The sequence below is a fragment of the Lysobacter sp. ISL-50 genome (assembly GCF_018612875.1).
Classification (GTDB): Bacteria; Pseudomonadota; Gammaproteobacteria; order Xanthomonadales; family Xanthomonadaceae; genus Lysobacter.
This window is the reverse complement of sequence record NZ_JAGGRI010000058.1, coordinates 1-19,256: the sequence shown is the minus strand read 5'-3', so window position 1 is coordinate 19,256 and position 19,256 is coordinate 1. Positions and strand designations below refer to the sequence as shown.

The 19,256-nt window shown below is 69.0% G+C and carries 20 protein-coding genes and 1 pseudogene; 6 read left to right on the top strand and 15 right to left on the bottom strand.

Annotated elements, in window-relative coordinates:
- Window positions 1–89 precede the first annotated feature (89 nt).
- A complete protein-coding gene (locus tag J7J50_RS23500; protein ID WP_215059521.1) occupies window positions 90–1,202 on the bottom strand; it encodes an acyltransferase in 1,113 nt (370 codons plus the stop codon).
- Between the two features lie 230 nt (window positions 1,203–1,432).
- Between J7J50_RS23500 and J7J50_RS23495 the strand changes: the two genes are divergently transcribed.
- Entirely contained in the window at window positions 1,433–1,621 is a 189-nt protein-coding gene (locus J7J50_RS23495) for a hypothetical protein (RefSeq protein ID WP_215059524.1), read from the top strand.
- 121 nt (window positions 1,622–1,742) lie between these two features.
- Window positions 1,743–3,005 (top strand): hypothetical protein, encoded by a 1,263-nt coding sequence (locus J7J50_RS23490; protein ID WP_215059527.1) that lies wholly within the window; start codon window positions 1,743–1,745, stop codon window positions 3,003–3,005.
- Between the two features lie 169 nt (window positions 3,006–3,174).
- On the opposite strand, the gene J7J50_RS23485 is transcribed toward J7J50_RS23490, so the two are convergent.
- From J7J50_RS23485 to J7J50_RS23420, 14 genes are all read right to left on the bottom strand, one after another.
- Window positions 3,175–3,888: a DUF6683 family protein gene (locus J7J50_RS23485; RefSeq protein ID WP_343222564.1), complete on the bottom strand. Its 714-nt coding sequence runs from the start codon at window positions 3,886–3,888 to the stop codon at window positions 3,175–3,177.
- A 122-nt stretch (window positions 3,889–4,010) separates the two neighbouring features.
- Window positions 4,011–4,322 (bottom strand): EscF/YscF/HrpA family type III secretion system needle major subunit, encoded by a 312-nt coding sequence (locus tag J7J50_RS23480; RefSeq protein ID WP_215059531.1) that lies wholly within the window; start codon window positions 4,320–4,322, stop codon window positions 4,011–4,013.
- A 152-nt stretch (window positions 4,323–4,474) separates the two neighbouring features.
- Complete coding sequence (locus tag J7J50_RS23475; RefSeq protein WP_215059533.1) at window positions 4,475–4,951, bottom strand: hypothetical protein; 477 nt, start codon at window positions 4,949–4,951, stop codon at window positions 4,475–4,477.
- 108 nt (window positions 4,952–5,059) lie between these two features.
- Complete coding sequence (locus tag J7J50_RS23470; protein WP_215059535.1) at window positions 5,060–5,839, bottom strand: hypothetical protein; 780 nt, start codon at window positions 5,837–5,839, stop codon at window positions 5,060–5,062.
- Between the two features lie 11 nt (window positions 5,840–5,850).
- A complete protein-coding gene (locus J7J50_RS23465; RefSeq protein WP_215059537.1) occupies window positions 5,851–6,345 on the bottom strand; it encodes a hypothetical protein in 495 nt (164 codons plus the stop codon).
- Window positions 6,342–7,694, bottom strand: coding sequence for a FliI/YscN family ATPase (locus J7J50_RS23460; protein WP_215059539.1), 1,353 nt, complete (start codon window positions 7,692–7,694; stop codon window positions 6,342–6,344). The genes J7J50_RS23465 and J7J50_RS23460 overlap by 4 nt, the downstream gene beginning before the upstream one ends.
- Before the next feature lie 52 nt (window positions 7,695–7,746).
- The gene (locus J7J50_RS23455; RefSeq protein ID WP_215059541.1) at window positions 7,747–8,493 is read right to left on the bottom strand and encodes a FliH/SctL family protein; all 747 of its coding nucleotides are present in this window, start codon (window positions 8,491–8,493) and stop codon (window positions 7,747–7,749) included.
- 50 nt (window positions 8,494–8,543) lie between these two features.
- On the bottom strand, window positions 8,544–9,191 hold the full coding sequence (locus tag J7J50_RS23450; RefSeq protein ID WP_215059542.1) for a hypothetical protein: 648 nt from the start codon (window positions 9,189–9,191) through the stop codon (window positions 8,544–8,546).
- Window positions 9,188–9,949, bottom strand: a complete 762-nt coding sequence (gene sctJ / locus J7J50_RS23445; RefSeq protein ID WP_215059543.1) for a type III secretion inner membrane ring lipoprotein SctJ — start codon at window positions 9,947–9,949, stop codon at window positions 9,188–9,190. The genes J7J50_RS23450 and sctJ overlap by 4 nt, the downstream gene beginning before the upstream one ends.
- A 67-nt stretch (window positions 9,950–10,016) precedes the next feature.
- A complete protein-coding gene (locus tag J7J50_RS23440; protein ID WP_215059544.1) occupies window positions 10,017–10,439 on the bottom strand; it encodes a hypothetical protein in 423 nt (140 codons plus the stop codon).
- A gap of 182 nt (window positions 10,440–10,621) precedes the next feature.
- Window positions 10,622–11,011, bottom strand: a complete 390-nt coding sequence (locus J7J50_RS23435; protein WP_215059545.1) for a hypothetical protein — start codon at window positions 11,009–11,011, stop codon at window positions 10,622–10,624.
- A gap of 180 nt (window positions 11,012–11,191) precedes the next feature.
- Window positions 11,192–12,640 carry an FHA domain-containing protein gene (locus J7J50_RS23430; protein WP_215059546.1) on the bottom strand — a complete coding sequence of 483 codons (1,449 nt, stop codon included), beginning with the start codon at window positions 12,638–12,640 and terminating at the stop codon, window positions 11,192–11,194.
- Between the two features lie 127 nt (window positions 12,641–12,767).
- Window positions 12,768–14,807: a flagellar biosynthesis protein FlhA gene (locus tag J7J50_RS23425; RefSeq protein ID WP_215059548.1), complete on the bottom strand. Its 2,040-nt coding sequence runs from the start codon at window positions 14,805–14,807 to the stop codon at window positions 12,768–12,770.
- 421 nt (window positions 14,808–15,228) lie between these two features.
- Window positions 15,229–15,723, bottom strand: coding sequence for a flagellar biosynthetic protein FliO (locus J7J50_RS23420; RefSeq protein ID WP_215059550.1), 495 nt, complete (start codon window positions 15,721–15,723; stop codon window positions 15,229–15,231).
- A 164-nt stretch (window positions 15,724–15,887) separates the two neighbouring features.
- Here J7J50_RS23420 and J7J50_RS23415 point away from each other — a divergent pair, with 164 nt between their 5' ends.
- From J7J50_RS23415 to J7J50_RS23400, 4 genes and pseudogenes are all read left to right on the top strand, one after another.
- Complete coding sequence (locus J7J50_RS23415; protein ID WP_215059552.1) at window positions 15,888–16,979, top strand: ATP-binding protein; 1,092 nt, start codon at window positions 15,888–15,890, stop codon at window positions 16,977–16,979.
- A gap of 215 nt (window positions 16,980–17,194) precedes the next feature.
- Entirely contained in the window at window positions 17,195–17,797 is a 603-nt protein-coding gene (locus tag J7J50_RS25210; RefSeq protein ID WP_285222322.1) for a response regulator, read from the top strand.
- On the top strand, window positions 17,790–18,896 hold the full coding sequence (sctQ, locus tag J7J50_RS23405) for a type III secretion system cytoplasmic ring protein SctQ (protein WP_215059555.1): 1,107 nt from the start codon (window positions 17,790–17,792) through the stop codon (window positions 18,894–18,896). Before J7J50_RS25210 ends, sctQ begins: the two co-directional genes overlap by 8 nt.
- 3 nt (window positions 18,897–18,899) lie before the next feature.
- Window positions 18,900–19,256: pseudogene (locus J7J50_RS23400) on the top strand (hypothetical protein); the annotation flags it as partial.

Genomic DNA, 19,256 nt, shown 5'->3' with positions numbered 1-19,256 from the left:
CGCGCTGGCCGCGCTCGGCGCGATCGCCGCGGCGTTCGCGTTGCGGCGCAGCTTCGCTCACGAGGCCGCGCGCGGCTGAGCCTCCGCGCTCAGGCGTTGGCGGCCACGGCGGCGTCCGCGGATTGCGCGCGGCGATGCGCCAGCCGCTCGCGCAGGCGCAGGAACGGCCGCTCCACGGCGTAGTGCAGCAGCGCGCCGCCGAGCAACGCGGCCGCCGCATACGCGCCGAAAGCGAGCAGGCCGTTGGCCTCCAGCGATTCGCCGTAAGCGCCCGAGATCAAGCCGAACATCGCCTTGTGGGTCAGGTACAGGCTGAAGGAAGCCGCCGCCAACCAACCCGCGCCGGGCACGCGCAAGCGTCCGGTCCAGCGTTGTTCCGATGCGCCCGCCGCGACCAGCAGCGCCAACGCGAGCGACACCAGCGGGAATCCGAACACCGAAGCCTGCAGGCCCAGCCTCTCTTGCGATACCGCGATCGCCGCGGCGACGCCGAGCACGCCCAGCAAGGCCAGCCAACCCGAGCGGCGCATCATCGCCTCCCACCAGCGCGGCCGGTACGCGCGGATCGCCGCGAGCACGACGCCGAACAGCAGACCGTCCAGCCGCATCCAGGTCGGGTAGTAGACGTTTTCGACCCAGGCGTTGGCGCCGTCGGGCAGGCTGATCCGCCAGACCCAGGCGCGCAGCAGCATGCCGCCGCCGACCAGCAGCGCCACCACCACGCCGGTCTTCCACAGCGCCGGCTTGCGCGTGAGCGCGATCGCCAGCAGCGGAAACACCAGATAGAAATGCTCTTCCACGCACAACGACCACGCGTGCGAGAACGCCTTGTTGTGTTCGTAGTCGATCAGCAGGTTCACGCTGAAGCTCAGGAACTGCCAGGCCGGCTGCATGCCCGGCCGTTCGCGGAAATCCGGCCACAGCAGGTACAAGGCCAGCACCACCCAGAACGCCGGCAGCACGCGGAAGGCGCGGCGCAGATAGAAATCGCCGAACGACAGCCGCCGGCCCTGGCTCAACGGCCGCAGCACCTGCCAGCCGATCAGATAGCCGCTGAGCGCGAAGAACAGGTCCACGCCCATCCAGCCGAACTGCGACATCGGCATCCACGGCGAACCCAGCCCGGCCATCGCCGCATGAAAGAACATCACCCAAACGATCGCGATCGCGCGCAGCAGATCGAGGCCGGGCAGTCGGCTCATCTTGATTCCAGAAGTTGGGGTTACGGCAGAAGGTGCGGCGGCGAGGCGGCGCGAGCTTGCGTTGCGAACTTGCGTCGCGAGCGAAGACCGCGTGCACAGTCTCGCGTAAGCGCGATAGGGCAACAAGAGCCTTTGCGCGTGCCACGCGTCTGCGTTGCCACCTTTGCCCAGCGTTCTGCGCGGACGGCGCGCGGCGTGCGGCGAGACAGGTCGACGCGCTCGATGCGGCGATGATTTTTCATCGCGCGATTCGCATCGCGATGGCCGGTGCAGCGATAACGAAAGCGATCGAAGCTCCGACCTCCGCATCGCGCGCGGATATCGCGACGCGGCGTGCTTCGACCACCGCCGAGGCGACGGACCTGCCGCGCCCCCACATTCATCGTGCCCATCGCGCAGCCTTCCTTCGCGATGCTTGAATGACATCGAATGCATGCCGCAGACCTAGGGTCGGCCCGAGGATGCCGGCGCGCGTCGCCGGCATTACCGTCGAGTGGCACGCCACGCTCTTGGCGGATGTTCCTGCGCACGAGTACGGCCATGTCCGGTATCCACTTCAATCCAGGCTCGGGCAATCCTCTCGGCAACCTGCTGGGCCTGGGCGGCGGCAAGCCCGGGAACCTGCCGGGCGGCCCGCAACCGCCCGGCCTGAACCTTCCCGGCGGCCCCGACCTGGGGGTTCCCGGGCCCGAAGGCGGACTGCCGGGTCCGGACGGCAACCTGCCGCTGGATCTGTCCAAGCCTCACGACGGCCTGCCCAACAACTCCCTGCCGAACAACGGCCTGCCCGGCACCGACACCCAGCCCGGCAGCAACCTGAGCAACAACCCGCTGCTCAATCCGGACAACCCGTCCAGCCGCCTGCTGCAGGGCCAGTCGGCGCAAGGCAACAACCACAACGTCAATCCGTTCAACAACGGCCCGACCCAATACCCGGCGCCGACGCTGTCCGAGCGCGCGCTCAACAACGCCGCGCAGTACGCCCAGCTCGACCGCCCGGTGGTGAACTACGGCGCGGTCCCGGCGACCGGCGCCAGCGCCCAGAGCGCCAGCGCGCAGACCGCGACGATCGGCGCGCCGATGGCGTCCAACGGCGCGGCCTCCGGCGCCGCGGCCGGCTCGGCGGCGAGCGCCGCCAACACCACCACCAACGTGGCGCCGACGCTGACCCTGGTCGCCAGCAACACGCCCAACGCGATCCCGGCCGCGCCGATGGCCGGCTCGCTGTCGCAGGACGCGCTGGCCGCGCAGCAGAGCATGTTCGCGCGCATGAACACCCTGCAGCACGCCAACGCGCCGGCCAACACCGCCGCTAACGCGCCGCCGCCGCCGTCGGAGACGTCCGCGACGCTGCAGTCGGTCAGCACCAACACCATCAACAACGATCCGCGCTCGTTGCCGCTCAACGCCAACGACCGCGCGGTCCAGCAGCGCGGCGACAACGCGCCCAACCAGATGACCTACACCGGCGAAGGCCCGACGCGCCGCGCCAGCCGGCGCGGCGGCGGAGTCGATAACGCCACCTTGACCCATTGGCTGTGGAGCTTCGGCCGCGGCGGCATCCACCGCCCGACCCACGACCGCGAGCCCGACCGGGAAGTGGTGCGCGCGCTGCAATGGCTGTTCTGGGTGCTGACCGTGGTCGCCTACGCCTGCCTGGCGGTCGCGGTGATCCTGCTGCTGCCCAGCGGCAGCCTGGTCAGCGAACGCATCAGCACCGGCGGCAGCGGCCTCGCCCTGTTCCTGGGCGTCGCCGTGGCGGCCGGCGCGTGGTGGCTAGGACGGCGCCTCAACCGGCGCTAGCAGCAGCCCCTTAAGCAGGCTCCTGTGAGCAGGGCTCTTGTGAGAGGAGGCTCTTGTGGGAGAAGGCTCTTGTGGGAGAAGGCTCTTGTGGGAGAAGGCTCTTGTGGGAGGGGCTTCAGCCCCGATGCCTTTCGCTCAGATAGCGAAGAAACCCCACCCGCCCAAAGCCCTACCGCACCAACCCCTCAACAGTAAACCGATACCCCTGCAGATCGATCCCAAGCGTACGACGAACATCTTCGCGCGCCGCTTGCGCGAACAGCGTCTGCGTCCGCGGCTCGGGCTTGCGCGCGAACCCGTCCACCTTCTCGGCCAGGTTCAACGACCGGAACAGGAAATCGTCCGCGACCCACTGCCGCTGATCCGGCGCCAGCTTGGCCAGCACGCCGTTGTCGGCGAAGGAGCCGCGCATCTGATTGCGCAAGGCCAGCAGCGCCTTGCCGGCGGGCATCGGCGCCTGATGCACCAGCGCCCAGTTGACCGCGACGTGATACGCGGCGATGTCGGCAAGGTTGTCGTTCGACAGGCCCTGACCCGGCAGGGTGCGGGCGAAACGCTGGCGGTAATCGGCGCCGGCCGAGCGGCGGGCGAAGTCGTCGGCGACGGTCTTGCTCTGCTGGCGCATCGCCGCGATCAGCGCCGCGCGCACGCGCTCGGTGGTGGCCGGATCGCGGCGGAACGCCAGCTCGGCCGCGGCCTTGGCGCCAGCGGGCTTGACACTGCCGGCACTCGCCACCGAGGCGCCGCTACGCTTGCTCAGCGAACGGTTGATCGCCGCGTTGACCGCGGCGGTGCCGGCCACGTTCTGCATCGACTGCATGGACGAATTGAACGCGTCCATCTGCGGCTGATAGTCCTGCGCGAAGACCGCGCCGGCCGACATCGACAACGCGCAAGCCAGCGCGAAGACACCACGCGCCGACGATCGCCAGGACCGCACAAACGCGAAAGGAGCGAAGCCAGGCTTCGCTCCTTTCTTGAGCCGCGGGTAACGCGGCCGCGTCATCAGCCCTTGCGAGCGGTGTTCGCGTTGGTGTCGCCCAGCGTCTTCACCACGTTGGTGAAGGTGTTCATCATCAGCTGGAACTCAGACACCAGGGCCTGGGTCTTGAGCATGTCCGAGGGCTTGGCGTCGGCCGGCAGGTTCTCGATCGACTTGGTCATCTCGGCGGCCTTCTTGTCGGCCAGCTTGCCGGTCAGTTCGGCGATCGCCGCCAGCCAGCCCTTCGCGCCGCTGGACTTGGCTTCGTGGGTCTTGTTCTCGACTTCCTGGTTGGCCAGGGAGTTGACGAACATCGCGCTAACGTCATTGCTCATGATCTTCTCCAATGCAGTGCGTTGTTTGAGATAGAGCAGTTCCGCCGTGTGGTGCGAATCAGCCCCTGCTTTCTGGTGTCCATATTCCGGGGCGCCCGGGGGGCCTACAAGCTATGGCGTACCCTAGGTGCCGCGGCGCGTCAGGACGCGTTTCAGCCGCCGTTTCCCCAGGGATTGCGCGGCGCCGGCTTGCGCGAGGAGGCGCGCGAATCCGAATTTGCGACCGGCGTCGCGACCTGGCTGGCCTTGCGCTGCGAATTGCGCTGATTCAGCCACAGCGCGGCGGCTTCCTCGCCCTCGTCGCGGCGGCGGCGCGAGTACTCGACCGCGTCCTTGACCGCGTCGCGGCGCAGCGGCTCCAGGGTGTCGTCGAAGCGGCGGATCTGGAACTCGCGCTCGCTGGCGTCCACGCCCGGCATTAGCACGTCCACGGCGGCGGCCCAGTCGTTGCGCAGGACTTCCGGATCGAGCTCGATCGGCGCATCCAGATTCTGTTGTTCCAGCGCTTCGTTGAAGTGATGCAGCAGGAAGCTGCGATCGTCAGCGCTGAGCTCGGCCTGTTCCTGCAACAGGTTTTCGAAGGAAGCCCGCAACTGGCGGCGCTGGTCGTCGGCGTTCGGGGTGGTCATGGTGGTGGCGATCCATCGGGTTGGGTGAACGGGGCGTCCGCGCGCGGCGCGCGGACCGTGAGGCCGTCAGCCCGGGCGGAACCGGGGCGGGCGGCGAAGGCGGGACCGTCAGTCGTGGAAATGCGGATCGATGCTGAGCTGGCCCAGGTTGCGCGAGGCGAAGCGGCGCATCAGTTCCGGGCCGGCTTCGCGGATCGCGTCGTAGCTTGCGCGCGAACGCGAATCGGCGCGCAGCTGCCAGCCTTCGGCGGTCTTGGTCAGCAGCAGATCGGTGCCGGGCAGGGTCTGGTCCGACAGCCGCAGCAGCACTTGGCCTTTCTCGCCGCCGGCGCCGCCGTCGCTGACCGCGAGCTGGCGCACGTGGCGCTCGATCAGGTCGGCGAACGCGGCCGCGTTGGAGTTGGGCTGCATCGGCGCGGCCGGGGCGGCGTTGTCGGCGCGCATGGCCAACTGCGCCTGCCACATCGCGGAGGCTTCCGAGGTCGGCTGCTGGTTGTTCTCGGGACGGTCGAAGCCGACGGTATGGCGGGTCTCGTCGCGGTTCTTGCGCTCGGCCACCTGCTGGCGCGCCTGATCGGTCGCCGCCTGGTTGCGGGTTTCGTCCGCGCTCGCTTCGCGCTCGTCGCCGCGCCGGGCCTGGCCCTTGTCGCCGACCAGATCCTTGAGCAGCGATTGCTCGCCCTCGCCTTCACCGGCGACCTGCCCGTCCAGGCCGGGCTTCTGGCCGAGCGCCTGACGCTGCTGCATCAGCGAGCGGAACTGATCCACCGTCTCGGCCGCCGGCGGCTGGCGCGGCCCGTCCTGGCGCTGGGTCTTGCTCGCCTCTTGCGCCGCTTCGGTGCGCTTGGCCGATTCATGGTTCGAGGAGCTGTTGCGTATCGTGCTCATGGCGACCTCGGTCAGAAAGTGCCGTTGCTGGAATTCTGGCGCGCGGCCAGCAGCAGATCGGCGGACAGGGCTTCCTCGCGCCGCTGGGTGATCGCGTTTTGTTCCTTGCGCCACACGTCCTTACGTTTTTCCAGCGCGTCCAACCGCGCCTTGGCGCGGAAGAAAGCTTTGCGCGATTCGTCCAGCGCCGCTTCGGCTTCGCGCAGCTTGCCCTGCGCGTCGGCCAGGCGCTGGCGCGCGGCCACGGCCAGTTCGGCCAGATGGTCGATATGCGATTCGCGCTGCGACATCGCCATCGGCCAGGACACGCCCGGCGGCGGCGGGTCGAGCAGGCGCAGGCGCTGGTCGGCGCGTTCTTGTTGCAGCGAAGCGATCTCGCCCTCGATCGCGGTGCAGGCATCGCGCCGCTCCTGCACCTGGCGCTGACGCTCCAGCACCACCATGCGCGCGGTCTCGACCCGGTGCGCGCGCAGCTGCAGCAAGGTATGCAGCGGATAGCGTTTCATCCGAACAACCTGCGCAGAGCGTCGATGGATTGCTTGTAGTCGGCCAGATCGTGGGCCGACTGCTTGAGCAATTTGCGGATCGGCTCGATCTTCTCGATGGCGATATCGGCCTCGGCGTCGCTGCCGCGCTTGTATTCGCCCAGCTGCAGCAGCAGCTCGATGTCCTGATGCTTGGCCAGATATTTGCGCAGCTGGCCGGCGGCGCGCTGATGGCCTTCGTCGGCCACCCGCGGCATGGTCCGGCTCAGGCTGGTCAGCACGTCGATGGCCGGGTAGTGATAGGCGGCGGCGAGCTTGCGCGACAGCACGATGTGGCCGTCGAGAATCGAGCGCACTTCCTCGGCCACCGGATCGTCGCCGTCCTCGCCTTCCATCAGCACCGTGTAGAACGCGGTGATGCTGCCCTTGTCGTTGTTGCCGGCGCGCTCGAACAAGCGCGGCATGGCGCTGAACACCGACGGCGGAAAACCGCGCCGCGCCGGCGGTTCGCCGATCGCCAGACCGACGTCGCGCAAGGCGCGGGCGAATCGCGTCACCGAGTCCACCAGCAGCATCACCCGCTTGCCGCGATCGCGGAAATACTCGGAAATCGCCGTGGCCACCCACGCCGCGCGGCTGCGCTCGAGCGCGGGCCGGTCGGAGGTGGCGACCACGATGATCGATTTCTTCAGGCCTTCTTCGCCCAGATTGTCGTGGATGAATTCGTTGACTTCGCGGCCGCGCTCGCCGACCAGGGCGATCACGTTGACGTCGGCGTCGCCGCCGCGCGCGAGCATGCCGAGCAAGGTGCTCTTGCCGCCGCCGGCGACGGCGAAGATGCCCAGGCGCTGGCCGACGCCGGCGGTCATCACCGTGTCGATCGCGCGCACGCCGGTCGCGAACGGCCGGTCGATGAGCGTGCGCGCCAGCGGATTGGGCGAGGCGGCGTAGATCGGAATCTGCACGGTCGGGCCGAACGAACCGCGGCCGTCGATGGCATCGCCGTTGGCGTCGAGAATGCGGCCGAGCAGGCCGTCGCCGGCGCGCACCGAGGCCTGACGGCCGGTGGCGATGACTTCGGTGTCGTGCGACAGGCCGTCGAGCGCGCCCAGCGGCGTCAGCAGGGTGTGCTGGCGCGAGACGCCGACCACTTCGGCCATCAGGCGGAAACCGCGGTCGCGCGGGTTACGCAGCTCGCACAACTCGCCGATCATCGCCTTCAGGCCGGTGGCGCGGATCATCGTGCCGTAGGCTTCCGCGACCTTGCCCACGCGCACCACGCGGGGCACGCGCGCCAGCGCGGTCAGCAGCGGATCTTGCTGCGCCGGCGCGGGCACCGGTTGCAGGACGGTGCGCTGCAGGCTGCTCATCGCCCGCCTCCGCGCGCGCGGCACTCGCACTTCAGCGCGAGCGCGCGGGCGTTCATTCGCCGTGCTCCGCGCCGTATTCGGCGCCCGACAGGGCGATGCGGATCGCTTCGATCTGCTGGGCGACGCCGGCGCGCACTTCGCCGACTTCCGACACCACCACGCAGCTGAGCCGGTCCAGGCTTTCGTCGTCCACCAGTTCGATCACGCCGACCACCGGATGCGCCTGGCGCACCAGGCCCAGGCCCTTGGCGACGTCCTCGCGCACGCTGGGGTGCACGCGGATCAGCAGGAATTGTTCCGCCTGCGCCGATTCCACCGCCTGCATCACCAGCGGCGGCACCACGCTGCGCGCATCGAATTCCGGCGAGATCCGCGCGACGATCGCGCAGGCCAGTTCGGTCACGCGGCTGCCGGCATCGGCGAGCACGCGCGCGCGGCGTTCGTTGAGGTCGGCCAGTTGCTGCGCCATCTGCTGCTGCGCGCGCGCCAGGCCTTCGGCGAATCCGGCCGCGTAGCCGGCTTCGCGCGCTTGCTTGATTTCATCGCCGGCCAGCGCGTACAGCTCGTTGACCCGGGCCAGCATCTGGTCGAGTTCGGCGACCGCGTTCCACTGCTTGGCCGGCACCACGGTGCCGGCGAGCGCGCGGTCGAACTGCTTGCGCTCGAACACCGCGACCGTGCCGCCGGCGCGGCCCAGGTCGCGGCGCGCGCCGGGCTCGGCGGCGCCGCTCACCGACGCACCCACGGCCGCGAGGGCGGCGGCGGACGGATAGTCGGAACGGAGCGGGTCGGCGGGCATGGGGATTCCGTTTTTTATGGCGTGCCGTGGAAGGGCGGGCGAGGCGGCGGTCAGGCCGTCAGCGGTCGCGCGCCGTGATGGGTGTGCAGCCGCTCGACCACTTCCGGCGGCAAGTGCGCGAACAACGTAGGCGCGTTGTCGTGCGGCTCGCGCGGCAGCAGCAGGCGCGACCAGTCGGCCAGCCCGGGATCGCGGCGTTCGGCCCACAGCCGCAGTTCGGCGCGGCCGCGGCGGTCGAGCAGATCGAACAGCGGCTGATCGTCGCCGGCGCGCAGCGCCTGGTCGATCTCGGCCGCCAGCTGCGCGCCCAGGTTGGCCTGGACCTTGCCGTCCCAGACCAGACTGTCGAGCGCGAGCAGATAGGAATTGTCCAGCGCCACCTTCAGCCGGCGCACCGGCTCGCGGCGCACTTCGGCGCGGATCGCCGGCGCATAGGCCAGCGCGCCCAGGTCGCGCACCAGACGCGCCATGCGCGCGCGCGGCCAGCGCAGCGCGGCGGCGCCGAATCCGGCGCCCGGTTGCGGCGCCAGCAAGGCCGGCGCGTCGTTGGCGGCGAGCCAGCGCGCGAGCATGCGCCGGCCGATGGCACTTTCACGGGCAGCGGCGAGCAGCTCGGGAGCGATCCGGTCGTTACCGGTCCCGTGCCAGCTCGGATCGACCTCGGAGAGGATCGTCCGCAGCGCCGCCGCCGTGCTCATCCGTTCCAGACCCCGCTACGCGCGTTGGACGGCTGCGGATGCGGCGCCGGTGCGAAGCGCGTGCGCAGGCGGCCGAAGAAGAACGCAACAATCGCCAGCAGCACCAGCACCCCGGCGCCGATGATCACCGCGCTCAGGTCGATCGAGCCGATCACCGCATTGAGCGGTCCGCCGGCCTGATGCACCTTCGGCGGCGCGGTGACGGTGAAGAACTTCACCGTGACCTTGTTGACGTCGTCCAGGCCCTCGACGCTGTCCTTGACGAAGACTTTGATGTCGGTCTCGCGATCGCGCAGGCTCTGGCCCGGGCGTTCGAAGATCAGCACCGAAGCGGAGGAATCCTGCACGTTGCCGCCGAGCGGATCGCGGTCGGGCAGGGCGATGTGCACGCGCGCCTCGACCACGCCGTCGATGCGGGTGAGCGTGCGCGACAGTTCCTGCGACAGGCCGTACAGATAGCGCGCCTTTTCTTCCAGCGCGGAAGAGGCGAAGCCTTCCTTCTTGAACACATCGCCGAGCGAGCGGTACTGCGCGCGCGGCAAGCCGCGCGAGGTCAGCACCTGCATCGCATACGGGATGTCGCCGCGGTTGACCATGACTTCCCAGCCGGTCTTGCTCGGCGAGGGGTCTTTTTCCGCTGGAATGCCCGCGTCCAGCAGCGCCGCCATCAGTTCGTTGGCCTGCTGCTCGTCGAGTTGGCTGTACAGCGGTGTGCGCGTGCAGCCGACGATCAGCAGGCAGGCCAGCAGGGCCGCCATGACTCTTACCGCTTTGAAGCCTGACGCCCTACCCATGCATCCCCCGTGGTGTGATGTGCCTTGCCGGTTACGACTGCTGCCGGAACAACTGCTGGATGCCGTCCGAGGTGCGATTGGCGACGTTGGAGGTGAGCGTCGAGGTGAACATGAACTGATGGCAGCGCATGGTCATCTGGATCATCTCGCCCGGCGTCAGTTCGGCGGCGTTGGCGGAAATGTTCTGGCTGGCCGCACCGATCTTGTCGGCGCCGCCGTCGAGGTTGTCGAGCGCCGCCAGCACCGCGCGGGTGCCCTGCGATTGCTCGGCCGGAGCGGTCTGCGCGACCTGGCCGGCACCGCCCGCGTTCTGCGCGCCACCGGCGGGCGCGGCGCCGCGATCGAACGCGGCCGCGAAATCGCGGATGTCGTAAGCGGACGCCTGCGGCGACTGCGCCGGCGATGCGGCGGCCGGCTGCGCGGCTTCGGCCGCGACTTGGATGGCTTCGATCATGGCCCTGGTCTCCTTGAAACGTTAGGTCCGAACGAAAACAAAAAACATCGAATGCGCTGCTGGCGAACTCCCGCGCGATCGGCCGCGTCGCGACGCGGGCCGCCGGCCCGTGGGCACCCGGATCGATCGATCCGGATGCCGCAACGGCGCAAGGCGGCGGACGTCGGGCCGCGCCAGACCGGTCAGGCCTTCGACGCCAGCTTCTCGATGCCCTGGGCGACGCTGTTGATCGAGGTCGAAGCGCTGTTGGAGATGAACTGCATGCGCAGGCTCTCGGAGGTCAGCGCGATCATGCTCGAAGGCTGATCGTTGCCGCCGCCGATGGAACCCGACAGCTCGGTGATGCGCGAAGCCTGGGCGTCCATGGTCGAACCCCATGCCTTGGCCATCGCTTCGTACCAGCTGTTGCCGCCACCGCCGCCGCCACCGCCCGCGCCGGAAATGCCGCCGCCCGCGCTGCTGCCGCCGGCACGCGAGCTCTTGCCGTTGCCGATGGCGTCGTTCTTGTTCACATCAGCGATGAAGCTGGTAACCAGGCCGGCGGTGCCGCCTGCATTGACTGGGGTACTCATGACGTCTCTCCTGCTCGTTGCGGCGAGGCCGCTGAATGGCGTGGAACAACGGATGGCACAAAACTGACTACGGGATACATACGCTTACGTATGGCGAATTACAGATGCATGGTGCCGATGTTGGATTTAATCGGTGATGCAGTTGTGAAACCAGCTAGTGCTAACCCGGGGGTGCCCTGTTCACTGTCGGTTGCCGGGACGCGCGGACGCCTCGGCGACGGTGGGTGAAGCGGCCGGCTTGGCCGCGGGCTTGGCAGCCGGCGCCGAAGCCGTCGGCGCCGCGCCCGGGCTGCTCGCGCCGGCCGGTACCGCCGGCGTCGCGGATTTGCCCGCCGGCGTCGCCGGGGTGGCCGCGGCGGCGGCCGGAGTGGCGGTGGTCGTCGCGGTCGCACCGGTCGCGGCCGGATCGGCCGCCGGCGCGGTGCCGTTGGCGATCGCCAGCTCGGCCGCGGTCAGCGGCTGGGCCTTGAGCTGCTCGGTCAGGCCGGTGAGCTTGTTCAGCGCCCAGGCCTTGTCGCCGATCGCGATCAGGCTGCGGCCGTCGGGCATGACGTCGCCGACCGCGTATTCGACGCCGTCGATGTCGATCACATGCGGATTGGGGCCGCGCACGATCTGCACGATCCGGGTCGGCTCGGTCACCACCGGCTTGCTCGGCGCTTCCGGCGCGGCCACGGTCGGGCCGGCGACGTGAGTCTCTTCCGACAGGTTGCGCGGAATCACCCGGCGCACGCCGTTGACGTCCTGCATCGCGCGCGAGGCGACCGCGCGCTTGAACACGTTTTCGTCCGCGAAACGGCCGATGACTTCGACGTCGCCGTTGCCCAGGTACTTGGTCTGGGTGCTCAGGCCCTGGCTGCGCAGCACTTCGCGCACGTCGGCGGCGATGTCGTCGCCGGTGCGCAGGTCCAGGCGCGCGTCGACCTGATCGGTCGCCAGGCGCTTGCGGATCATCTCGCGAACCGAGGCGTCCTTGACCGTGCCCGACAGCACCAGGCTGCCGTCTTCGTTCTCGACCAGGCGGCCGCCGGCGATCGAGAATTCCTTGATCAGCGGCTGGACCACTTCGGTCGGCGTGGGTTCTTTTTCGAAACCGGGCATCACCGCCGCGGCGATCGCCACCGACACCAGCGACAACGCCGCCAGACCGGCGATCAAAGGCAGATGGCGCATCGCCGTCTTCGGCGCCTTGGCCACTTCGCCCAGGTTCGGCAGCATCGTCGCCCAGCCCGGATCGTCGGCCGAACCGACCGCGAACGAGGCGCTGCCCAGGTCCACGCGCTGCATCGCGGTGAGCTCGGCCGGATCGCCGGGATTGAGATTCTGCCCGTCGATCAGCAGGGGCGCGTCGAGCGCGCGCAGCGACACGGTGCCGCCCATGCGGGTGAGAAATGCGTGGCGCGGCGCGACGCCGGGATCGGACAGGACGATGTCGCAATCGCCGCTGCTGCCGATCAGCACGGTTTCCTGCGCCGACAGCGGCCGGTTGCCGCCGGTGTGCAGGCCCGAAACGATGCGCAGCACGCTGATCGCCGGCGACACCCGGATCTCGTTGCGCGATTCGGGCTTGGCGTCGGCGGAGGCGGTTACCTCGCCGGGATTGTTCGGGTTTTCGTCGATGGAGGACATGGCGAACTCCTGTCAGGCGCCGTCGCGAAGGACGGCGTGTACGGTCGGGACGCGCGATACGCGCGGGCCAATCGGCCGATGAATGGGGCGAAATTTGCGAAGGGGTCGGTTCATTCGTCTGGGCTCCTCAGGCGTTGACCTGGCCTGCCTGCACGATGCGCAGATCGGGTGCGAGTTCCTGGTAGGACAACACCGGCAGTTCGAAGAAGTCGATCTCCAGCAGCTTGCGCAAATGACGGCGAACATCCAGTGAACACAGCAGCACTGGCTTAACGCCTTCAGCTTGGCGCGACAGATGCGAACGCACTTCCGCGCCGAGGCGGCCGGCCAGTTCCGGCGAGATCGCCAGTTGGGTCGCGCCGCCCGCCACCCGCACCGACTGGCGCAGGCGGTCTTCCAGTTCAGGATGAATCAGCAACACCTGCATGGTGCGTTCGCCGTCGGCGTAGCGATCGGCGATTTCGCGCTTGAGCGCGACGCGCACGTATTCGGTCAGCAGCACCACGTCTTTCTCGCGGCCGCCGACGTCGGTGATGGCTTCGAAGGCGTCGCGCAGATTGCGGATCGGCACGCCTTCCTCGACCAGCCGGCGCAGCACGTCGGCCACGCGCTGCGGCGCGACCACGCGCAGCATTTCCTTGATCAGGTCCGGATAGTCGCGCTGCATGCGCCCGAACAGGTTGGAGGTTTCCTGGATGCCGATGAAGCTGCCCATGCGCCGCTCCAGCGCGGCGCGGCAATGCTCGACCACCGTGTCCAGCGCATCGCGGATGCCGCTACCGGCCTGACCGGTCCACTCGCCGGCCAGCGGCGGAAAGAATCCGGGCAGCTTGGGCGCGTTGGCGTCGCCCAGGCGCGCCGGGCGGAACTGCGCGTTCGGCGACAGCCGGCCGAACGCGATGCGCGCGCCGAACGCGGTCAGGCGATAACCGCCCAGGCCGTCGCCGCTGTCCAGGTCGGCGGCCAGCTTGAGCACCGGCACCGGCAGCGGCACGCCGTATTCCTCGCGCAGACGGCGCGCGATCTCGATCATGCGTTCGCGCGTGAGCTGCTCGCCGAACACCGCCGCCAGCGACGGCGACAGTTCCAGCTGCAGCGCCGCGGGCGGCGCGATCTCGTCTTCGTTGACGACTTTTTCATCGACGCCGCGCTCGCCCTCGGGCACCCGGAAGGCGCGGCGCAGCATCACCGAGCCGTGGCGGTAGCGCCAGGCGGCGAAGCCCAGCAGCACCATCGACAGCAACAGGAACACCAGCTTCGGGAAGCCGGGCACGAAGATCAGCAGGAACGCCAGCACGCCGGTGATCAGCAGCACGCGCGGCTGGCCGGTGACCTGGCGGGTGATCGATTCGCCCAGGTGGCGATCGTCTTCGTCGCCGGCGGTGCGGGTCACCACCAGGCCCGCGGCGATGGTCGCCAGGATCGCCGGGATCTGCGAAACCAAGCCGTCGCCGATGGTCAGGATGCTGTAGGTGTGGGTCGCGTCCGCCAGCGGCATGCCCCTCTGCAGCACGCCGATGGCCAGGCCGCCGAGCAGGTTGATGATGATGATGACGATGCCGGCGATGGCGTCGCCCTTCACGAACTTCATCGCGCCGTCGAGGCTGCCGTGCAGCTGGCTCTCGACTTCCAGCAGGCGGCGCTTGCGCTTGGCTTCGTCCTTGTCGAGCATGCCCGCGCGCAAGTCCGAGTCGATCGACAGCTGCTTGCCGGGCATCGCGTCCAGGGTGAAGCGCGCGGCGACTTCGGCCACGCGCTCGGCGCCCTTGGCGATGACGATGAACTGCACCACGGTGATGATCAGGAACACCACGAAGCCGACCACGAGGTTGCCGCCGGCGACCATGCTGCCGAATGTTTCAACGATGTGACCGCCGTTGGCTTCGAGCAGAATCGAGCGGGTGATGGCGATCGACAGCGCCAGCCGGAACAAGGTGGTCAGCAGCAGCACGCTGGGGAAACTGGAGAACGCCACGGGCGTGGGGATATACAGCGAGATCAGCAGCAGGCCGAAGCCGATGGCGATGTTGACCGCGACCAGGGTGTCGATGATCGCCAGCGGCAGCGGCAGGATCATCACGCCGATGATGGTGACCGCGGCGCCGGCCAGGACCAGGTCGCTGTAGCCGGCGCGCCGACGCGGGGTCGTGCCGGGCGAAGCGGCCATCAAGGAACTCAGCAATGCACGCATTCGGTCAGCCCCGGACCCTGGAAATTGACGTCCCGTCGGGGGACTTCGCGGCGGCGAGCATACGCGCACAGACGATCGCGCCGTCCCGCGGGTATCCGCCGCAGGCTGCGATCTTGTGATGGATTGCGCTGTCTCGAACGCTGAAAGCAGTCACTGCTCTGCCACGTACCCCTGAGCACCCACGCATGGCGCTGCCCTCAAACACGATGCCGGTTCGGACGGCCGATACTAAGTGCTAATTGTCACCCGTTGTATGAACAACAACGTTCTCATGCCATATCTGCACAATCACTATTGTCTGCGTTCCACGGCATAACATTCGCGCGCATTCATCATTGTTTTTGTGAACTTGTGCGCAATTGCGTCATCGCATTCGACTAACGTAAGCGTGAAACGCTCACGATTCGCGCTCCGTGGGGGAGGCTGCGACCGACGTGGAAGAAGTTGCTGTTGAAACCGTCGTATCGGCCGCGCCGGGCGCGGGCGCCCGCGGCGCCGCCTCGGCCGGCGCGATGTCCGCCGGATCGAGTTCGGCGATGAGATTCAGCGACTGCCCGCCGACGCCGACCGCCAACGCCCGTCCGCTGCGCGTGCGCAGCACGACGATGCGTTCGCGCGGGCCCACGGGCAGGATCTGCAGGATCGACAGCGGCGCATCGCGCGCGGTCAGGCCGTGACGCTTGCGCAGATACAACAGCACCACGACCAGGCCACCCAGGACCACCACCACCGGCAGCAGGATCGCGACCAGTTCGAAGAACAACGACGGCGGCGACGCGGCCGGAGCCGCGACGGGCGCGGCGGATGTCGCGGCGGCTAGCGCAGCCAGGGGCGCGCAGGCGGCTAAAGCGCAACAACGAACGAGAAAACGCAGCAAGGGCAGGGTCGGCATGGCGAGTCAGTGCGATACGCAGGGTCGGAACGGAACGGGCGCCAGGAGCATCTGCGGCCGCGCGGAGGCGACATACCGTAGCAGTACGCGGCCGCTTTCAGGCACGCCCCGCGTCGCCGGCGGCTTCACGTCGGCGGGCCGGCCCGCATGGCATTGATGTAAGCATGGCCTCCGCGAAATCCACCGCCCACCCGCAAGGCGCGCCGGCGCGCGACGCGCAACCGCCATCCGCCGGCCTGCTCGGCGCGGTGCCGTTCGCCTGCGCGATGTTCGACGACGACGGCGTCCTGCGCGGCGGCAACGCGCGCTTCGCGGAAGAATTCGGCGAACTGCCTGAACACAGTGAACGCGACGCGCTGCTGGCGCGCCTGCAGGGCGAAGCCGGCGCCGGCGAGCGTCCGCGCGAAGTGCGCGCCCCGCACAGCGGGCGCTGGTACGCATTGCATTGGGGCCGCGCCGAGCACGAGGGCGCGGCGGTCGATGTGCTGACCGCGGTGGACATCAGCGAGCGCATCGAGACCCTGGATTCGCACAAGACCCGCCAGGAAAAACTGTTGTTCACCTCGCGCCTGATGTCGGTCGGCGAAATGGCCGCGACGCTGGCGCACGAACTCAATCAGCCGCTCGCGGCGATCATGAATTATCTGAACGGCAGTCTGCGTCTGGTCGAGCAGGCCGGCGGCCCGGTGCAGGTCGAACGCGCGCTGCAGGCCGCGCGCACCCAGGCCGAACACGCCGCCGCGGTGATCTCGCGGGTGCGCGAGTTCGTGCGCGCGCGCGAACCGCGGCGCGACGCCCATGAGCTGAGCAAGATCGCCGAAACCGTGCTGGAACTGCTGCGCCTGGAGGCCGAGCGCCTGCAGTTGCGGATCGACCTGGGCCTGCCGGCCAACCTGGCGCCGGTGTTCGCCGACCGGGTGATGGTCGAGCAGGTGCTGCTGAACCTGGTCAAGAACGCGATCGAGGCCATGCGCGAAATCCCGACCGCGCGGCGCGAGCTGCGCATCGACGCGCGCATGAACCTGGACGATCAGATCGAAGTGCGCGTGTCCGACCGCGGCGCCGGCCTGAGCCCGGCCGAGCAGGATCAACTGTTCTCGCCGTTCTTCACCACCAAGACCGACGGCCTGGGCATCGGCCTGGCGATCTGCCGCTCGATCATCGAATACCACGAGGGCCGGTTGTTCTTCGAGCCGCGCGAAGGCGGCGGCAGCGTGTTCGGCTTCACCCTGCCACGCTTCGAGGCGCGCACTTGAGCGGCGTGCGGGCGCCGTCCGGCCGGGCCTGGGCATCGCGAGATGACAAAGGTCAGCATCGCCGCCCCCGCCCACCGGGTTATACCGTGCGGCTGGCGCGCGACCGGGCGAGGTCCGCGCGCGCCCCGCTCCATACGCTTTTCGTTTTCACCGTAAAGGTTCACGCAGGGACCCGTGCGCGCATGCGCGCATCGCTATGCCGGGAGTGAGGCCGCATGACCGAAGCACGCATCTACCTGGTGGACGATAACGACGGCTTCCGCGAATCCACCGCGTGGCTGCTGGAAACGGCCGGGTTCGAAGTGCAGGCCTACGCCTCGGGACCGGCGTTCCTGCAGGCCTACGCCGGCGAGCGCCACGGCGGCGCGGCGCCGTGCATCGTCTCCGACATCCGCATGCCGTTGATGAGCGGTCTGCAGTTGCAGGAAGAACTGCGCCGGCGCGGCATCGTGCTGCCGCTGGTGTTCGTGACCGCGCACGGCGACGTGCCGCTGGCGGTGGAGGCCATGCGCAAGGGCGCGGCCAACTTCCTGGAAAAACCCTTCAGCGACGAGGCCCTGATCGACGCGATCCGGGCCGCGATCGCCAATGCGCGCAACCACGCCGGCAGCGAGGCCGGCGACGACCGCCTGGCCCGGCTCAGCCCGCGCGAACGTCAAGTCATGGACTTGGTGGTGGCGAGCAAACCGAACAAGATCATCGCCGACGTGCTCGGCATCAGCGTCAAGACCGTGGAACTGCATCGATCGAACATGATGAACAAACTCGGAGTACGCTCGCTGCCCGAACTGATGAAGGTGGCCCTGGGCCATGGGTGAGCCGCACAGCATGAGCAGCGAAGACAGCGCGCCGGCGGCCGCGGCCGCGCAGCCGCCCCTGGAAGGCACTTCGATCCGCGGCCGCGTGGCGTCGTTGCCGCTGTGGCAGGCGCAGGCCATGTGCGCCCTGTTCGGCGCGGCGCAGCGCTGGCCGCTGCGCGAAGGCGGCTGGCTCAGCTTCGCCCAGGCCTCGCCGATCGACGGCGAACTGGTCACCCTGGAAGGCGACGGCGCGCGGGTCAAGCTGCAACTCGACAGCGGCCTGTCGCTGGATCACGACACCGGCCTGCACTGGAGCGACTACCAGGGCCGCTCGCGCGTGCTGGCCTGGAGCCTGGCCCACGAATCGCAACTGATGCGCCTGAGCCAGGCGATCGACATCGCCCTGATTCCGGTGGTGGACGACGGCAACACCTCGCTGCAAAGCCTGCAGGCGCAGACCCAGGCCGATCTGGACGGGCTGTGGCTGGCCTTCACCATCGCCGACGCCGGCGGCCAGCCGCGCGTGCGCGGCAATCTGCGCATTCCGCCGGGCTGGGTCGATCGCCTGCTGCAGCGCGCGGAAATTTTCGAACGCCCGCACGGCGACGACAGCGACGGCTATCGCGACTGGTCCGACCTGCCGATCCCGATCGCGCTGCGCTGGGACGGCCCGCCACTGCGCTACGCGCAATGGCGCCAGCTGCGCCCCGGCGACGTGCTGGTGATCGGCAACTACCAGCGCCCGCCGCCGGTGCGCGCGCAAGTGCCCGGCTACGCTTGGCCGCTGCTGCCCGACGCCGGCGGCTGGCGCATCGACGGACCGCCCTTGACCCTTTCCACGCATCAGGAGACTTCCCCGATGAGCGACACCGAGTCCGCCCCCGACACCGCCGAAGCCACCGGCCCGGATGTTCCGGTCCGCCTGGAATTCGATCTGGGCCGGCTGGAATGCCGCTACGAGGATCTGTCCGGCTTCCAGCCCGGCTACGTGTTCGCCCTGCCGTCGCGGCTGGAAGGCGCGAACGTGGTGATCCGCGCCAACGGCCGCGACGCCGGTCGCGGCGAGATCGTCGCGGTCGGCGACACGCTGGGTGTACGCCTGCTCTCCTGGAGCTGAGTCATGGATTTCAGTTCGTTCTCGCCGGCGCTGGTGCTGCTGACGGTCGTCAGCCTGGCGCTGGCGCCGTTCGTCGCGGTGATGGTCACCTCCTTCACCAAGATCGTCGTGGTGCTGAGCCTGTTGCGTAACGCGCTGGGCCTGCAGCAGGTGCCGCCCAACGTGGTCATCAACGGTCTGGCGATCGTGTTGTCGATCTACGTGATGTATCCGGTGATCCTGGAAACCCACGACGCGGTCAACGCGCGCGCGAACGGCACCACGGCCGCCGCGACGCAAGGGCAGCCGCCGGGGACCTCGGCCGCGGCTCCTGCCGGCGCCGCGCCAGTGGGCACCGCGCCCGCGGGCGCGGCTCCCGCC